Source organism: Marinomonas profundi (assembly GCF_020694005.1).
GTDB classification, from domain to species: domain Bacteria; phylum Pseudomonadota; class Gammaproteobacteria; order Pseudomonadales; family Marinomonadaceae; genus Marinomonas; species Marinomonas profundi.
Window position 1 is genome coordinate 3,331,026 of record NZ_CP073013.1, and the last position, 17,642, is coordinate 3,348,667.

Below are 17,642 nucleotides of genomic sequence, written 5' to 3' on the forward strand. Positions count from 1 at the left end.
AGTTTTTAAAAATAGGGTGCTATAGTGCTTATGAAAGGCTTTTTTGTAAATAGGGAGAGGTAAAGATGTTTGAGTTAAATCCTGTGTTAGGTCGTGATTCTATTCTTGTTGGGCACTTTTCTTTGTGCCAGCTTCGTCTTATAAATGACGCGCAATTTCCTTGGTTCATACTGGTGCCGCAACGTAATGATGTGGCTGAAATTTATCAATTGGTCGATGAAGATCGACAGCAGTTGATGGCAGAAAGTTGCCTATTGGCGGAAACGCTGCATGACGCTTTTTCCGCTACTAAGCTAAATGTTGCCGCTATTGGAAATCAAGTACCGCAATTGCATGTTCATCATATTGTTCGCTATAAAACAGATTTGTGCTGGCCAAGCCCTGTTTGGGGGAAACTGGCGGCGGTACCTTATACAAAAGAAAACTTGGCTGAAATTTTGCAGAAGATTCAGGCATTATTAAATGATGACTTAACGCTACCGAGCGATGGGGCAGAGCTCTATTACTAGAAAGACGAATTATTAATAGATGTTTTTATCTGCAGTTTGTATTGAGTGAAATTAAGCTAATTTGAGGCGTGTGTTTTATGAGCATAAGCAAAAGGAAAAAAGCCATACAGAAAGTTGTTAAGTTGCTAAATTTGGCGACTTCTAACAATTCTAGTGAGTCTGTTGTGGCTTTGCGTCATGCTGAATCCTTGATTAGGCAGTATCAAGTGGCTCAAAGAGAGCTGCCTATTTTGCAATTGTGCGATCGCTCAATGCTCTATCGTGTTAGTTGGGGGGCGGCGGCTCCTCGATATGTTAAAGAGTCGGTGGTTAAGTCGTCGTCTGAGGGTTCTGTCTACCAGCGCCGTTTTAGTGAAAAAGAGAGCGACCCAAGTCGAGCGTATGAATCCGCTCGCACCATTCTTGATGATATGGATTTTACAGGCTTTCAGGAAGTTGATGTATCACCGGATGGGGCAACTTCAGCAAATAGTGACGCGGGCTTTGTTCGTAACGATAAAGCTGAGGGTGTTGGTGCCACGGGGCTAAATGAAAAGCCCAGTTCTTGTTCTAAATTAAACCGTGCCTATGCTGATGAAGAGGTTGTGGTGTCAAAAAATGTATTGGACGATGCCGATGAGATGTCTGCTGCTCTGTGTGATAAAGGTTCGCCTTTAAGCTATGGGAGGGGAGAACAAATCCAAGCAATGGATAAAGATAAAAGTGGAGCAACCAGTTACACATCCACTGACAATGTTATTAATGCGGCTAAAGCCTTCCGGCCAGAGCGAGCAGGATTTACTGAAACGTTGAGAACACAATATGCGACGAGTGATCCGGCTGTGCCGTTTTCTGAGGATGCCTATTGGTCAAAAGTCTATGAGAAACTTGCAGATTTTGATGAGGCGAAGGTTCAAACAGATATTGAGGCATTAGACGCTCAGCTTTTATTGGCGCAAGAAACATTACAGGCTAAGAAAAGTTGTCGTCATAAGCATGAGCGGGAAGAGGTTCAAGAGCGTGCTGAGCGGGCTCGAATTGAGCAAAGCTTTGAAGAAGCCATCGAAAGGGCGTTTCAGGCGCGGGCGCGATCTTATGAGGCTTGGGAAGCGAGTTGTACTAAAATTCGCATGGCTCGCTTAAGAGAAGAGCAAGAGGCCGTGCAAAAATACGATACGGTAAGCCATGCTTTGGAAAAAAACAAAGAGTCTTATCAGCAGCATTTACAACGTAAAGAGGATTATCGGGCTGCTAAAATTATGCATGACTTGCGCAGGCATCTGGTGTTGGCGGTTTCTGTTGGTGAGGAGTCTGCAGCTTCTTATGAAAAAGTGATCGATATCATGCAGGTTAATGGTCTTTCGCTTAAAGACTTAGAATTTTCTGATATTAAAAACAAGAGTTTGTTTATTCGTTTGCTAGAGCGTGAATCCGCTCTGATTGCGGATGTGCATGAAAGAGAGTTGCACACAGAAGAGATGTTGGATAAATTTTTAATTTCAAGTCTGGCTAAAAAAGAGCCTCGTACATCGGAAAATCCAATTCAGCATATACAGCGTTTATTGATTGCGGCCAGTGAAGGCGGGCAATTTGAAACGCAGAAAAATCTTGAACAAGTTATTTATTTAATGGATTCAAATGATATTGGTGTGCAAGATATTGGTTACGGATTTATAAAAAAATATTCGGTTTTTATTCGCTTGATCAATTGGGAGGCGGAGCGAATTACCTCCTTGCCGGAGCGTGAAAAGTTCACGGCTCAAATTTTAGAAGAATATATTCAGCATTCCGTGCAGAAGCCAAAGTCTGATAGAGAGCAAAAAGTGAATCGCTGAGCCGCTTTAGCGCAGACTGAGAATTTTTCCCCGATATACCCCTCATTCATTTCATTGATGAGGGGTATATTTCTCTAAAACACACCTTAACGCTTTCTTTGCGTGCCTGCATCTTTTACCATTTCGTTTTCGATTTAATCGTAATACTCAGCAGGAGAGAAGCATGAGCATTATTAAAGAAGATGATCTGATTGATAGCGTGGCAGACGCCTTGCAGTTTATCTCTTATTACCACCCTCTGGATTTCGTAAAAGCCGTGCATGAAGCCTACGAACGAGAAGAAAGTAAAGCTGCGAAAGACTCGATGGCGCAGATTCTTATTAATTCTCGTATGTGTGCTGAAGGTAAGCGTCCAATTTGTCAGGACACGGGGATTGTTACTGTCTTTGTTAAGATAGGCATGAATGTACAGTGGGAAAGCACGAGAAGTGTTACGGATATGATTAACGAAGGTGTGCGTCGTGCTTATCTCCATCCAGATAACGTATTGCGTGCTTCTATTCTTGCTGATCCTGCTGGTGCTCGCAAAAACACCAAAGACAACACGCCTGCCGTAATTCATATGGAAGTTGTGCCGGGTGATACGGTTGAGGTTCATGTTGCGGCTAAAGGCGGTGGCTCTGAAAATAAATCCAAATTGGCTATGCTTAATCCTTCCGATGACATCGTTGAATGGGTTAAAAAGACTGTGCCAACCATGGGTGCAGGCTGGTGTCCGCCGGGAATGCTTGGTATCGGTATCGGTGGTACAGCCGAGAAAGCCATGGTGATGGCGAAAGAATCCTTGATGGAGCCAATCGATATTCATGAATTGAAAGCTCGTGGCCCACAAACGCGTGTTGAAGAGCTTCGTTTGGCTATTTTTGATGCAGTGAACAATTTAGGTATTGGTGCTCAAGGTTTGGGTGGCTTAACCACGGTTCTTGATGTGAAAATCATGGATTACCCAACGCATGCCGCTTCGTTACCTGTTGCGATGATTCCCAACTGTGCCGCGACTCGTCATGCGCACTTTGTACTTGATGGTTCCGGTCCTGCAGATTTAGTTCCGCCTTCGTTAGATGATTGGCCTAAAGTTACTTGGGAGGTGGGCGAGAGTGTTCGTCGAGTGGATTTGAATACCATTACGCCAGAGCAGGTAAAAGAGTGGCAACCGGGCGAAACTGTTTTGTTGAATGGTAAAATGTTGACAGGGCGTGATGCTGCTCATAAGAAAATGGTTGAGATGATCGCTAATGGTGAAGAACTCCCTGTGGATCTTAAAGGGCGTTTTATTTACTACGTAGGTCCTGTTGACCCAGTTAGAGATGAAGCGGTGGGGCCTGCTGGCCCAACTACCGCAACTCGAATGGACAAGTTTACAAGAACGATTCTTGATAAAACCGGCTTGCTTGGCATGATTGGTAAATCTGAACGCGGCCCTGTTGCCATTGAAGCTATCAAAGAATTCGGTGCTGTTTATCTTATGGCGGTGGGTGGTGCGGCTTATTTGGTTTCTAAGGCAATCAAAAAAGCGGATGTCGTTGCTTTCCCTGAATTGGGGATGGAGGCTATCTATGAATTTGATGTTGTCGATATGCCTGTAACGGTTGCGGTTGATACAGCCGGTACCTCTGTGCACATTACCGGGCCTGCTGAATGGAAGGCTAGAATTGAAGCGCAAGCGCTTGAGATAAAGTAATCGCCTTTGATTGTTTTACATTGAGTGATTAAAAAATCACTGCATTTTAAAGGTGCAGTGATTTTTTTGCTTAAAAACAGTTGCACACAAAAAAATAGTCTGTATTATACACGACCTCAGCCACACAGCATGTGTGGTAACGCTCTTTAAAATAGATAATCAGATAATTTGTGTGGGCGCTCGCTGGAGGCTTCAGAAGATCATCGCAGACCGGTTTTACCGAGATGTAGTTGATCAAAAAAATTGAAGTCTTACGAGTGTTTATACAGTAATTCGCTTTATGTTGGCTTGTTGTTTTTCGAAGCAGTGAGTCGATTAAGTTATAGTTAGTGTAATAGATTTGAGTAAGCAAGCTTTTTTAACTGAAGAGTTTGATCATGGCTCAGATTGAACGCTGGCGGCAGGCTTAACACATGCAAGTCGAGCGGTAACAGGGGAGCTTGCTCCTGCTGACGAGCGGCGGACGGGTGAGTAACGCGTAGGAATCTGCCTAGTAGAGGGGGACAACATGTGGAAACGCATGCTAATACCGCATACACCCTGAGGGGGAAAGGAGGGGATCACTTGTGACCTTCCGCTATTAGATGAGCCTGCGTAAGATTAGCTAGTTGGTAGGGTAAAGGCCTACCAAGGCGACGATCTTTAACTGGTCTGAGAGGATGGCCAGTCACACTGGGACTGAGACACGGCCCAGACTCCTACGGGAGGCAGCAGTGGGGAATATTGGACAATGGGCGCAAGCCTGATCCAGCCATGCCGCGTGTGTGAAGAAGGCCTTAGGGTTGTAAAGCACTTTCAGGGGTGAGGAAGGGCGTTTGGCTAATATCCAAATGTTTTGACGTTAGCCCCAGAAGAAGCACCGGCTAACTCTGTGCCAGCAGCCGCGGTAATACAGAGGGTGCAAGCGTTAATCGGAATTACTGGGCGTAAAGCGCGCGTAGGTGGTTTGTTAAGTCGGATGTGAAATCCCAGGGCTCAACCTTGGAATGGCACCCGATACTGGCTAGCTAGAGTATGGTAGAGGGGTGTGGAATTTCCTGTGTAGCGGTGAAATGCGTAGATATAGGAAGGAACATCAGTGGCGAAGGCGACACCCTGGACTAATACTGACACTGAGGTGCGAAAGCGTGGGGAGCAAACAGGATTAGATACCCTGGTAGTCCACGCCGTAAACGATGTCTACTAGCCGTTGGGTTGTAATGACTTAGTGGCGCAGCTAACGCAATAAGTAGACCGCCTGGGGAGTACGGCCGCAAGGTTAAAACTCAAATGAATTGACGGGGGCCCGCACAAGCGGTGGAGCATGTGGTTTAATTCGACGCAACGCGAAGAACCTTACCTACTCTTGACATCCACAGAACATTTGAGAGATCAGATGGTGCCTTCGGGAACTGTGAGACAGGTGCTGCATGGCTGTCGTCAGCTCGTGTTGTGAAATGTTGGGTTAAGTCCCGTAACGAGCGCAACCCTTATCCTTATTTGCCAGCACTTCGGGTGGGAACTTTAAGGAGACTGCCGGTGACAAACCGGAGGAAGGTGGGGACGACGTCAAGTCATCATGGCCCTTACGAGTAGGGCTACACACGTGCTACAATGGCGTATACAGAGGGCAGCGAGCTAGCGATAGTGAGCGAATCCCAGAAAGTACGTCGTAGTCCGGATTGGAGTCTGCAACTCGACTCCATGAAGTCGGAATCGCTAGTAATCGTGAATCAGAATGTCACGGTGAATACGTTCCCGGGCCTTGTACACACCGCCCGTCACACCATGGGAGTTGATTGCTCCAGAAGTAGGTAGTCTAACCGCAAGGGGGACGCTTACCACGGAGTGGTCAATGACTGGGGTGAAGTCGTAACAAGGTAGCCCTAGGGGAACCTGGGGCTGGATCACCTCCTTAAACGATAGAAGGCTCTGGTGAGCGTTCACACAAATTATCTGATACCTATCTTAAAAGCATTAGCACAAAGTATTAAGCAAGACGCTAAGCATCTTACATTTAATTGTATTGGATGATTTTTAGTCTCTGACTTAGTGCTTTGCACTAAACTTGCTCTTTAACAATTCGAATTTTGAAATAACGATAAATCAAGTGTTAAACCGGTGGAAGTTCACTTGCTCTTATTCTTTAAGGATAACAGCTTAGTGACTTCTATTATCGTAAATCCAGAGAGGTACAAAAGCTCTTTGGTATGTGATCTGATGTTAGTGAATGCTTCGGCATGAGACTACTTTGGGTTATATGGTCAAGTGACCAAGCGTGCACGGTGGATGCCTTGGCAGTCAGAGGCGATGAAGGACGTGGTAATCTGCGAAAAGGTTCGGGGAGTCGATAAACAGGCTGTGATCCGAACATGTCCGAATGGGGAAACCCACTCTACTTGTAGAGTATCCCACAGTGAATACATAGCTGTGAGGAGGCGAACCCGGGGAACTGAAACATCTAAGTACCCGGAGGAAAAGAAATCAACCGAGATTCCCTAAGTAGCGGCGAGCGAAAGGGGATTAGCCCTTAAGTGATTTTGGTGTTAGTAGAAGGCTCTGGAAAGTGCCGCGATAGAGGGTGATAGCCCCGTATACGAAAACACCTTAATGATGAAAACGAGTAGGACGGGACACGTGTTATCCTGTCTGAATATGGGGGGACCATCCTCCAAGGCTAAATACTCCTGACTGACCGATAGTGAACCAGTACCGTGAGGGAAAGGCGAAAAGAACCCCTGTGAGGGGAGTGAAATAGATCCTGAAACCGTGTACGTACAAGCAGTGGGAGCGGACTTGTTCCGTGACTGCGTACCTTTTGTATAATGGGTCAACGACTTATTTTCAGTAGCAAGGTTAAGCGATTAGTGGAGCCGTAGGGAAACCGAGTCTTAATAGGGCGTTTAGTTGCTGGGAATAGACCCGAAACCGGGCGATCTATCCATGAGCAGGTTGAAGGTTGAGTAACATCAACTGGAGGACCGAACCCACATCCGTTGAAAAGGCTGGGGATGACTTGTGGATAGGAGTGAAAGGCTAATCAAGCTCGGAGATAGCTGGTTCTCCTCGAAAGCTATTTAGGTAGCGCCTCGTATCTCACCATTGGGGGTAGAGCACTGTTTGGGCTAGGGGGTCATCCCGACTTACCAACCCCATGCAAACTCCGAATACCAATGAGTGCAATTACGGGAGACACACGGCGGGTGCTAACGTCCGTCGTGGAAAGGGAAACAACCCAGACCGTCAGCTAAGGTCCCCAAGTGCCAGTTAAGTGGGAAACGATGTGGGAAGGCTTAGACAGCTAGGAGGTTGGCTTAGAAGCAGCCATCCTTTAAAGAAAGCGTAATAGCTCACTAGTCGAGTCGGCCTGCGCGGAAGATATAACGGGGCTCAAACTGGCCACCGAAGCTACGGATGCTTAGTTTACTAGGCATGGTAGAGGAGCGTTCTGTAAGCCGTTGAAGGTCAAGCTGTAAGGCAGGCTGGAGGTATCAGAAGTGCGAATGTTGACATGAGTAACGATAAGGGGAGTGAAAAACTCCCCCGCCGGAAGACCAAGGTTTCCTGTCCCATGTTAATCAGGGCAGGGTGAGTCGGCCCCTAAGGCGAGGCAGAAATGCGTAGTCGATGGAAAACAGGTTAATATTCCTGTACCGATGTATATTGCGATGGAGAGACGGAGAAGGCTAGGCCAGCACAGCGATGGTTGTCTGTGTTTAAGGCGGTAGGCAAGTGACTTAGGCAAATCCGGGTCACTCTTTAAGAGAGGATGTCGAGAACTGATGACGAGCCCTCTTTTGGGCGAAGTGGTTGATGCCATGCTTCCAGGAAAAACTTCTAAGCGTCAGATATACATTGACCGTACCCCAAACCGACACAGGTGGTCAGGTAGAGAATACCAAGGCGCTTGAGAGAACTCGGGTGAAGGAACTAGGCAAAATGGTACCGTAACTTCGGGAGAAGGTACGCCGGCCAGTGTGAAGGGCTTGCCCCGTAAGCACCAGTCGGTCGAAGATACCAGGTGGCTGCGACTGTTTATTAAAAACACAGCACTCTGCAAACACGAAAGTGGACGTATAGGGTGTGACGCCTGCCCGGTGCTTGAAGGTTAATTGATGGGGTTAGCGCAAGCGAAGCTCTTGATCGAAGCCCAAGTAAACGGCGGCCGTAACTATAACGGTCCTAAGGTAGCGAAATTCCTTGTCGGGTAAGTTCCGACCTGCACGAATGGCGTAACGATGGCCACACTGTCTCCACCCGAGACTCAGTGAAATTGAAATCGCAGTGAAGATGCTGTGTATCCGCGGCTAGACGGAAAGACCCCGTGAACCTTTACTATAGCTTCACAGTGAACTTTGAACCTACTTGTGTAGGATAGGTGGGAGGCTTTGAAGCGGTGACGCCAGTTACCGTGGAGCCACTCTTGAAATACCACCCTGGTATGTTTGAGGTTCTAACTCAGGTCCGTTATCCGGATCGAGGACACTGTGTGGTGGGTAGTTTGACTGGGGCGGTCTCCTCCCAAAGAGTAACGGAGGAGCACGAAGGTGTGCTCAGCATGGTCGGAAATCATGCATAGAGTGTAAAGGCAAAAGCACGCTTAACTGCGAGACAGACACGTCGAGCAGGTACGAAAGTAGGTCTTAGTGATCCGGTGGTTCTGTATGGAAGGGCCATCGCTCAACGGATAAAAGGTACTCCGGGGATAACAGGCTGATACCGCCCAAGAGTTCACATCGACGGCGGTGTTTGGCACCTCGATGTCGGCTCATCACATCCTGGGGCTGAAGCCGGTCCCAAGGGTATGGCTGTTCGCCATTTAAAGTGGTACGCGAGCTGGGTTTAGAACGTCGTGAGACAGTTCGGTCCCTATCTGCCGTGGACGTTTGAGATTTGAGAGGAGCTGCTCCTAGTACGAGAGGACCGGAGTGGACGAACCTCTGGTGTTCCGGTTGTCACGCCAGTGGCATTGCCGGGTAGCTATGTTCGGACGGGATAACCGCTGAAAGCATCTAAGCGGGAAGCCTCCCTTAAGATAAGATCTCACTGGGACATAAGTCCCCTAAAGAGCCGTTCGAGACTAGGACGTTGATAGGTTGGGTGTGTAAGTGCTGTGAGGCATTGAGCTAACCAATACTAATTGCTCGTGAGGCTTGACCATATAACACCAAAGTGGTTTTGCTGACTCGACGAAAGTCGAACAGTAAACACATAGAGACACAGATTACGATAACGCATCAGTCATGATGAGCATCGGTTTAATACTTGATTATTGTTATTTCAAAACAGAATTGTTAAAGATCCAAGCACGTCTTCGCGTGTTTTGGTGAGACGAAAAGTCCAGCCAGAACGAACGCAACAGAATTGCTTGACGATCATAGAGGCGTTGAACCACCTGATCCCATCCCGAACTCAGAAGTGAAAAGCGCCATCGCCGATGGTAGTGTGGGAGATCCCATGTGAGAGTAGGTCGTCGTCAAGCTTTACATTAAGAAAGCCCTGATAGGTTATCCTGTCAGGGCTTTTTTTCGTCTGTAGAAAAATCAGAAACACACTCGCCTTGATGTTCCATTCGCTTGCGCCTGTTTCGCGGGCTCAACGCGTCAGCGCGAATCCAACACCAAGACGAGCTTTTGCGCAGGTTGGATAGGTTTTGTAGGCCTGATGAGGGAGGCACGACCGTTATCAGGCGTGTGACGTTATTTAGCCTGTAATAGGTTGATTTATATTGTTTTTTTGTAGGTCGTGGCTTTAGCCCGACAAGGCGTAATTTGTCGAGGTGAGTTTTTGTCGGCATGTTATTTTTTAAGAATAAATCGCGACCTACAAGATCGGCGGAAGTCGTTTAGCGACACCCTTGAAGGCGGAAATCCAACACCAAGACTAGTAACTCACATCATTTCCGAGAAGGTTGGATGCGTTTTGTAGGCCTGATGAGGGAGGGACGACCGTTATCAGGTGTTAGCCTATAGTAGGTTGATTATATTGTTTTTTTGTAGGTCGTGGCTTTAGCCCGACAAGGCATAATTTGTCGAGGTGAGTTTTTTTGTCGGCATGTTATTTTTTCAGGATGAATCGCGACCTACAAGATCGGCGGAAGTCGTTTAGTTTAGCGACAATTTCGAAGGCGGAAATCCATTAGGACAGATTACTATGGTAATAAGTCTTCTTGGTGGATATTTTCGAATCCATCGAATCCGTGTTGCAAGAAATTCGCTACGGACGCTTTGTATTGAGTGTAAGTGTAACCTTCAATACTAGCGAGCCAAATGAAGTCATCCCAGTCACCTAATACAAAGCGCTGATAGTGCTCATCTTTATGAACATTAGGCCGGTGGGTGTGTCCATGTATCACGGTGTTGCAGTGATGTTGGGCTAAGGAGTCGGTAACGGCTGAGGTTGTGACGTCCATGATAGCTGTGGACTTTGTTGATGCCATCGACTTACTATCATTACGCAGTTGCGCTGCCAAGGCGATACGTTGTTGCAATGGCATGGCGAGAATATGTTCTTGCCATGCAGGAGAGCGCACGGTTTTTCTGAAGGCTTGATACTCGGTGTCTTCTAAACAGTATTCATCGCCGTGGGTCAAGAGTATTGGGCCCGCGTCGAGAGACAATAGGGTTTGCTCTTGAATAAGTGTGGCCCCAACACGCTTGATCCAAGCTTTGCCGATTAGGAAGTCTCGGTTGCCATGTAAAAAATATAGGCCGATTCCCGATTGAGACAATGCCGCCAAGGCCTCTTCTATTTGAGTGTTCCAATCTGCCTGATAATCATCTCCGATCCACGCTTCATAAAAATCCCCCAGAATATAGAGTTCGGCTTTTTCATCACGGGCAATAAGCGCTTTGCTCAGTTGGACAAATGCCCGGATAAGATCCGGGCGTTTGTCATTTAAATGCAAGTCTGAAATGAAATAACGGATCATTAGCCTTCGCTTTTTACTAGTTCAGCACTTTCAATGATAACGTCTTCAGCAGGAACGTCTTGATGTCCTGATTTCATGGTGGTTTTCACTTCTTTGATTTTGTTCACAACGTCCATACCGGCCGTCACTTTAGCAAATACTGCGTAGCCCCAACCGTCTGGCGTTTTGCTGCGGTGGTTTAGGAAGCTGTTGTCTGCCACGTTAATGAAGAACTGTGCTGAAGCAGAATGTGGGTCCATGGTGCGAGCCATCGCCAGTGTGCCAATTTCGTTTTTAAGGCCATTGTCAGCTTCGTTTTCGATGGCTGTACGAGATTCTTTTTGTGTCATGCCAGGCTCAAAACCACCACCTTGAACCATGAAACCATTAATGACACGGTGGAAAATAACGCCATCATAAAAACCAGATGTGACATAGTCTTCGAAGTTTTTCGCTGATTTTGGCGCTTTTTCGTAATCTAGTTCAACGTGAATGTCGCCGTAGTTTGTGTGTAGAATGATCATTTAAGATTCCTTGTTTAGTTAATTGCTAAGTTGAGTTTATCTAATCAATGTTGAGCATTTTATGTGTTTGTAAGCTAAGACGCCACCGCGGATTCGATAAACAATAGTGTAAAGTGACTTGCTGGGTGTCAATGAGTGGAATTTGATCTGCTGTCAAATGACTTTGATCCATAGGTTGCAAGTAAAAATGCGTGAAATCCAATGATTCAAACAGACCCGGTGAGAGATGCGATTGCGGATACACCAATTTTAGTTCGTCGCCTTTGTTGACGACTAAAGGCTTAGCGGTTTTAGGGCTAACACATACCCAGTCAATCCCGTTTGGTAATGCTATGGTGCCATTGGTTTCAATGGCAATGGTGTAGCCATGATGTTTCATTTCGGCGATGAGCTCATCGTCAAGTTGCAGTGCGGGTTCGCCGCCGGTAAAAACAACGTATTTATGCCCTTGGCCTGCTGGCCAAAGCGTATCGATATGGGTGCGTAATTGTGTGGCGGTGTTAAATTTTCCGCCATGTTGGCCATCGGTACCGATAAAGTCAGTATCACAGAACTGGCATTCGGATTTTGCCCGTGTTTTTTCCAGACCAGACCATAAGTTGCAGCCGGTAAAACGACAAAATAGTGCAGGGCGTCCAGCATGAGCGCCTTCACCTTGTAATGAATAAAAGGCTTCTTTAATCGAGTACATTGGGTTACACCTGTTACATCTCGAAAAACAGTCGAGGTAAGAGTTATAACTTTAGTTGGAAATTTAGCGAGTAGATTGGTGATTTGTGGAACAAAAGCAATCTAGAACGAAAACAACACTAAAATTAAATGAGTTATTTGTCTAATACGCGTATTAGACTTCGTATTGTAATGGGTCTGTTTTGCCTTGCTCGGCAAAGGCCTCTAAGCGTTCATGGCAAGCGCCACATTTACCGCAAGATTGTGCGCGACCATTGTAACATGTCCATGTATTGGCGTAGTTGAGATTCATCGTCAAGCCAGCGTTTAAAATCTCGCCTTTGGATGAATGCAAAAAAGGCGTGACGATTTCTACCGCTTGATAGTTAGCAATTTTTGATACGGCGTTCATGGCTTCGACAAATTCTGGCCGGCAATCTGGGTAAATGTGATGATCTCCAGAATGGGCGCCGTAATACACTTTGCCAGCTTCTAAAGAGACAGCATAGGCAATTGCCATAGAAAGCAAGACCATATTGCGGTTTGGGACAACGGTGGATTTCATGTTGTCTCCTTCATAGTGACCTTCTGGAATCTCGGTGTCGCCAGTGAGCGAGGAATTGGCCATTAAGCTGTTAATGGCGGTAATATCGACAATCTTATGAGAAATTCCCAAATCACGACAGACTTGTGCGGCGACGTCTAATTCCTTGTGGTGTTTTTGCCCGTAGTTAAAAGACAAGGCATACACATCGAGTCCATTTTGAATGGCTGTATTTAAAACGGTAAAGGAATCCATTCCGCCTGAATATACTACGACCGCTTTTTCTGGCATCTTGCTTTCCTCGTTTCGTTCTTGCTATTAATGATCAGTAATAGGCAAGGTTATTAAAATGCGGAGTATAGCAGATGGCTTCAAGAGGGATAGAAAGTTTTTTGGGCGTTGCACACTAGGATTCGCGGGCACAAAATAAGCCGTGTAACGTATGAATAAGCTCTTTTACTCTGACGTCTCCAAGGCTGTAATAAATGGTTTGTGATTCTCTTCGCGTGCTGACTAAGCCGTCTTTCCTTAAAATGGCCAGATGTTGTGAGAGGGCCGATTGGCTCAAAGGAAGTTTGTCATTAAGAGCGGTAACGGACAATTCTTGCTCCACTAGATAGCATAAAATCATGAGGCGATTTTCATTACTAAGCGCTTTTAGAAATGCCGCGGCTTGTGATGACTGTTGCAACATGTTGTCCATTGTGGCTTGTTTATTTTTCATCGGTTTATCTCGTGCTCACCTATGTTATGGGCCCACTTTACTAGCGGGAAAAAGAAAACCATCCACATTGTCTGTGGATAAATCTGGGGGTAGATGTGATTAATAGCAACGCTTATCAATCAGGCGAGAGGCTGGTCATTTCTCATACAGCTTCTCGCCTGATGGCCTTACTTTTCGAGTGCAAACGTTGTCCAAATTGGGGCGTGATCTGAAGGCTTTTCAATCCCGCGTAAATCATAATCCACATCAGAGTCTTTTAAATAAGGCGTTAGTCCATTCGAGGCCATAATAACATCAATTCTCAAACCACGTTTGGGCGTGTCGTCAAAGCCTTTTGAGCGATAGTCAAACCAACTAAAACGATCGTTTTTTGTTGGGTTAAGTTGGCGATAAGTATCCGTTAACCCCCAACTTGCTAGTGTCGTAAACCATTCTCTTTCTTCTGGTAAAAAACTGCACTTCCCAGACTTAAGCCAGCGCTTTGCATTTGGCTCGCCAATGCCGATGTCTAAATCGGTTGGGGAAATATTAATATCGCCCATGACAATGATTTTTTCATCAGGAGAGTGAACGGCAAGGTATTGCATTAAGTCTGCATAAAATTTGCGCTTGGCTGGGAACTTGGTTTCATGATCACGGCTTTCGCCTTGAGGGAAATAACCATTAAGTACTTTGACTGGGCCTTGTGGCGTATCAAATGTGGCAATGATCATGCGACGCTGAGCATCTTCTTCATCTCCAGGAAAGCCGTATTCCACCTTAGTGGCAGCTTGCTTGCTAAAAATCGCCACGCCATAGTGAGACTTTTGTCCGTAATAATAAGCATGATAGCCAATAGATTCAGGAATCTCGTGAGGAAAGGCGTCGTCGTGAACCTTAATTTCTTGCAAGCCAATGACGTCTGGTGCATGTTTTTCAACTAATGCTTCTATTTGATGTGGTCGAGCACGTAAACCATTGATATTAAAAGAGACAAATTTCACGAGAATTCCTTGTTTGACGAATTTGCTTAATGATACCTAGATGTTGCAAGTCCATAAAGTAGTTAATGTTGGATTGGTTTGTGGTATTGATGTCGGCTTTTCCCTTATAAGGGCGGTAGTGCTTTTTTGATGACGATCATAACGGGATTTTTTTAACATCTCTTCATCGCCCTGTTACACTCTGCACATTGTTTTAATGAACTAACATTGGAGACTAATAATGTCTTATCAGTATGATTTATTTGTGATTGGCGCCGGTTCAGGTGGCGTTCGTGCTAGCCGTGTTGCGGCATCTAAAGGCTATAAAGTCGCCGTTGCTGAAGGCAGTGCGCTAGGTGGAACCTGCGTAAATATTGGTTGTGTGCCGAAAAAGTTATTTGTGTATGGTGCAGAATATGGTCATGGCTTTGATGAAGCGGCCGGTTTTGGTTGGTCTCATCAAGGTGTTGAGTTTAATTGGTCCGTGTTACGAGATAATAAAACCAAGGAAATTCAACGCTTAAACGGCATCTACGGCAATCTGCTTGGTAATGCCGGGGTAGAGGTTATTTCTGGTTATGCGAGCTTTGTGGATGCGCATACCGTGATGGTGGATGGCAAAACCTTCACCGCAGAACGTATTTTGATTGCTGTGGGCGCTAAGCCTTTTATTCCTGAGTTTCAAGGCAGTGATTTAGTCGTTAGCTCGAATGAGATGTTCTTCTTAGAAGAACTGCCTAAAAAAGCCCTGGTAGTTGGTGGCGGCTATATTGCCGTGGAGTTTGCGGGTATTTTGAATGGCTTAGGGGTTGAAACAAGTCTTGCTTATCGTGGCGATCAATTGCTGCGTGGTTTCGATCAAGATGTCCGCGATTTCGCCAGCGAAGAATATAAAAAGTCTGGCATTGATGTGCGTTTGAATACAGACGTTGAACGCATTGAATTGGTTGATGCTGGTCACCCTAAAGGCGCTCGAAGCGTGTATTTTAAAGACGGTCATTCAGAAGAGTTCGGTTTGATTCTCTACGCAACGGGTCGCGTACCGAATGTCGCTTCGCTGGAGCTTGAAAAAGCGGGTGTTGAAACGGGCAAAAATGGCGCAGTGATCATTGATCGCAACTTCACCACCTCAGCAAAAAGTGTTTTTGCGCTCGGTGATGTGACAGATCGTATTCAATTAACCCCAGTGGCGATAAAAGAAGCCATGGCGCTGATTGCCTACTGGTTTGAAGGCAAAGAAGTGGACTTTGATTATGACAATATTCCAACCGCTGTTTTTAGCCAACCCGCCATTGGCACCGTGGGTTTAAGCGAACAAGAAGCGGAAAAGCGGGGTCTAGACTTTCGCGTCTATCAAACAGACTTCCGTCCGATGAAACATACATTGAGTGGCAGCACATCGCGCTCCTTGATGAAGCTATTGGTGAATAACGCGGACGATAAAGTGATTGGCGCTCACATGGTGGGCGATTACTCTGGTGAGATTATCCAAGGCTTAGGCATTGCAATAAAAGCAGGCGCAACCAAAGCGGATTTCGATGACACAGTAGGGGTTCACCCAACCAGCGCCGAAGAATTTGTTACCTTCTCAGCAGGGGCCTTAAAAGCTCGAAAATAATTTAAGGTTTTCCGCTTCAGGCGGATGGCTGATTTTTGTTAAAAAGGCGCTTACGAGCGCCTTTTTAATGCGTTTTCTCTATCAGCGTAGTCTTAATTTCGATTGCCACTATTTAATGTCTTCTTTACTGTTGCTAACACTTGCAATAAGCACTTAATACAATAAAGAGACAGACATGAACGAAGTACTAACGAGGTTACAACCCACTGCGATTTGGCGCCATTTCCAAACACTGTGTAATACACCGCGCCCGTCCTACCATGAAGCCGCATTAAGAGAGCATCTGATTCAATGGGCGACCGAGTTAGGTCATCAGGCTTATGTTGACCCTGCGGGCAATCTGTTAATTCGCAAAGCCGCCAGTAAAGGCATGGAAGACAGGGAAACCGTGGTTCTGCAAGGTCATTTAGACATGGTAGCGCAAAAGAACGTCGGCATTGACCATGACTTCACCAAGGATCCAATCGTCACGCAAGTGATCGATGGTTGGGTGCATGCCACCGGAACAACGCTCGGAGCTGATAATGGCATTGGCGTTGCCGCCGCCATGGCGGTATTGGAGTCGACTGATTTAGCCCATGGTCCCATTGAAGCTTTATTTACCATTGAAGAAGAAACCAGTTTACGGGGGGCTTTGCAGCTTGAAGAAGGCATTTTAAAAGGCAAGATTCTACTGAATTTGGACTCTGAAGACCGTGGCGATGTTTACATTGGTTGCGCGGGTGGTATGGACATCAATATTAAAAAACACTATTCGGCAACAGCTGCGGACGGTAATAAGAAGGCCTTTAAGATTACCGTATCGGGCTTGCGTGGCGGGCATTCTGGCTTGGACATCCATAAAGGTCGTGCCAGTGCAAACGTTTTGATCGTTCGTTTGTTAAACCTATTAAAAAAACGCTGTGATTTTGGCTTAAGCTCGTTCAGTGGCGGCACATTGCGTAACGCTATTTCACGAGATGCCATCGCCACTATTAACGTCAATGACAAAGACCAAGCCAAACTGTTTGCTTTTGTTGCCGAGTTCGAAAAAACCACACAAGCGGAGTTTTCCGCGACAGAAGAAAATCTGAAAGTGACGTTAGGCGCGACGGAATTGGATTCTGAATTGGCAGCCAGCGACAAAGACGCCTTACTAAACGCCATGTATTGCGCGCCTCATGGCGTTCATCGCATGAGTGCGGATTTGGACGGTGTGACTGAAACCTCCTGTAACTTTGGCGTGATTAATCTTCGCAACTCGATAGACGGTAAAAAAGTATTTGATGCTTGCTTGTTGGTACGTTCTCTTGTTGATTCCGCCGTCGAGCATCTTGCTTATGTGGCGAAAGCTGCGTTTTCATTGATTCAAGCTGAGGTGACATTAGAAAACGGCTACCCAGGCTGGCGTCCCGATCCGAAGGCTGGCTTGCTTAAGCACTTCTTAACGGTTCACACCGATGTGATGGGTCACGACGCCAATGTGAAAGTTATTCATGCCGGCCTAGAATGCGGCATCATAGGGGCAAAATACCCCGGTATGGAAATGGTGTCTTTTGGCCCGAATATCCGTGGCGCGCATTCACCAACGGAACGCATGGAAATTGATTCTGTGGCAGACTTCTGGCGCTTACTGATCGCCTTGTTAGAATCAGCGCCAAAGGCGAAATAACACTAAACTCTCCCCCCCTAAAAAATACCAGATAACCTGGTATTTTTTGCGTTGTTG

Annotated in this window: 11 protein-coding genes and 3 rRNA genes; 8 read left to right on the plus strand and 6 right to left on the minus strand. The window is 46.2% G+C overall.

Going from position 1 to position 17,642, the window contains the following annotated elements; translation table 11 throughout:
* Positions 1–65 precede the first annotated feature (65 nt).
* The 6 genes from J8N69_RS15525 to rrf all read left to right on the plus strand — a co-directional run bounded on the left by J8N69_RS15525 (position 66) and on the right by rrf (position 9,465).
* Positions 66–509, plus strand: a complete 444-nt coding sequence (locus J8N69_RS15525) for an HIT domain-containing protein (RefSeq protein ID WP_168827477.1) — start codon at positions 66–68, stop codon at positions 507–509.
* A 77-nt stretch (positions 510–586) separates the two neighbouring features.
* Positions 587–2,323, plus strand: a complete 1,737-nt coding sequence (locus tag J8N69_RS15530) for a DUF2786 domain-containing protein (RefSeq protein ID WP_168827475.1) — start codon at positions 587–589, stop codon at positions 2,321–2,323.
* A gap of 163 nt (positions 2,324–2,486) precedes the next feature.
* On the plus strand, positions 2,487–4,004 hold the full coding sequence (locus J8N69_RS15535) for a fumarate hydratase (RefSeq protein ID WP_168827473.1): 1,518 nt from the start codon (positions 2,487–2,489) through the stop codon (positions 4,002–4,004).
* Positions 4,005–4,363: 359 nt separating this feature from the next.
* Positions 4,364–5,901: ribosomal RNA gene (locus tag J8N69_RS15540) — 16S ribosomal RNA — on the plus strand.
* Between the two features lie 344 nt (positions 5,902–6,245).
* Positions 6,246–9,144, plus strand: a 23S ribosomal RNA gene (locus J8N69_RS15545).
* 206 nt (positions 9,145–9,350) lie between these two features.
* Positions 9,351–9,465: ribosomal RNA gene (gene rrf / locus J8N69_RS15550) — 5S ribosomal RNA — on the plus strand.
* Together the 16S, 23S and 5S rRNA genes form the textbook arrangement of a ribosomal RNA operon.
* 669 nt (positions 9,466–10,134) lie before the next feature.
* On the opposite strand, the gene J8N69_RS15555 is transcribed toward rrf, so the two are convergent.
* The 6 genes from J8N69_RS15555 to xthA all read right to left on the minus strand — a co-directional run bounded on the left by J8N69_RS15555 (position 10,135) and on the right by xthA (position 14,337).
* Positions 10,135–10,914 (minus strand): UDP-2,3-diacylglucosamine diphosphatase, encoded by a 780-nt coding sequence (locus J8N69_RS15555; protein ID WP_168826988.1) that lies wholly within the window; start codon positions 10,912–10,914, stop codon positions 10,135–10,137.
* On the minus strand, positions 10,914–11,417 hold the full coding sequence (locus tag J8N69_RS15560; protein WP_168826986.1) for a peptidylprolyl isomerase: 504 nt from the start codon (positions 11,415–11,417) through the stop codon (positions 10,914–10,916). The genes J8N69_RS15555 and J8N69_RS15560 overlap by 1 nt, the downstream gene beginning before the upstream one ends.
* Before the next feature lie 40 nt (positions 11,418–11,457).
* Positions 11,458–12,108, minus strand: a complete 651-nt coding sequence (gene queE, locus J8N69_RS15565; protein ID WP_168826984.1) for a 7-carboxy-7-deazaguanine synthase — start codon at positions 12,106–12,108, stop codon at positions 11,458–11,460.
* A gap of 153 nt (positions 12,109–12,261) precedes the next feature.
* Positions 12,262–12,921: a 7-cyano-7-deazaguanine synthase QueC gene (queC, locus tag J8N69_RS15570; protein WP_168826982.1), complete on the minus strand. Its 660-nt coding sequence runs from the start codon at positions 12,919–12,921 to the stop codon at positions 12,262–12,264.
* 115 nt (positions 12,922–13,036) lie between these two features.
* Positions 13,037–13,354: an ArsR/SmtB family transcription factor gene (locus J8N69_RS15575; RefSeq protein ID WP_227803916.1), complete on the minus strand. Its 318-nt coding sequence runs from the start codon at positions 13,352–13,354 to the stop codon at positions 13,037–13,039.
* A gap of 167 nt (positions 13,355–13,521) precedes the next feature.
* Complete coding sequence (gene xthA, locus J8N69_RS15580) at positions 13,522–14,337, minus strand: exodeoxyribonuclease III (RefSeq protein WP_168826974.1); 816 nt, start codon at positions 14,335–14,337, stop codon at positions 13,522–13,524.
* A 220-nt stretch (positions 14,338–14,557) separates the two neighbouring features.
* Between xthA and gorA the strand changes: the two genes are divergently transcribed.
* On the plus strand, positions 14,558–15,934 hold the full coding sequence (gene gorA, locus J8N69_RS15585) for a glutathione-disulfide reductase (protein ID WP_168826972.1): 1,377 nt from the start codon (positions 14,558–14,560) through the stop codon (positions 15,932–15,934).
* A gap of 175 nt (positions 15,935–16,109) precedes the next feature.
* On the plus strand, positions 16,110–17,585 hold the full coding sequence (locus J8N69_RS15590; RefSeq protein WP_168826970.1) for an aminoacyl-histidine dipeptidase: 1,476 nt from the start codon (positions 16,110–16,112) through the stop codon (positions 17,583–17,585).
* The last annotated feature ends 57 nt before the right edge of the window (positions 17,586–17,642 follow it).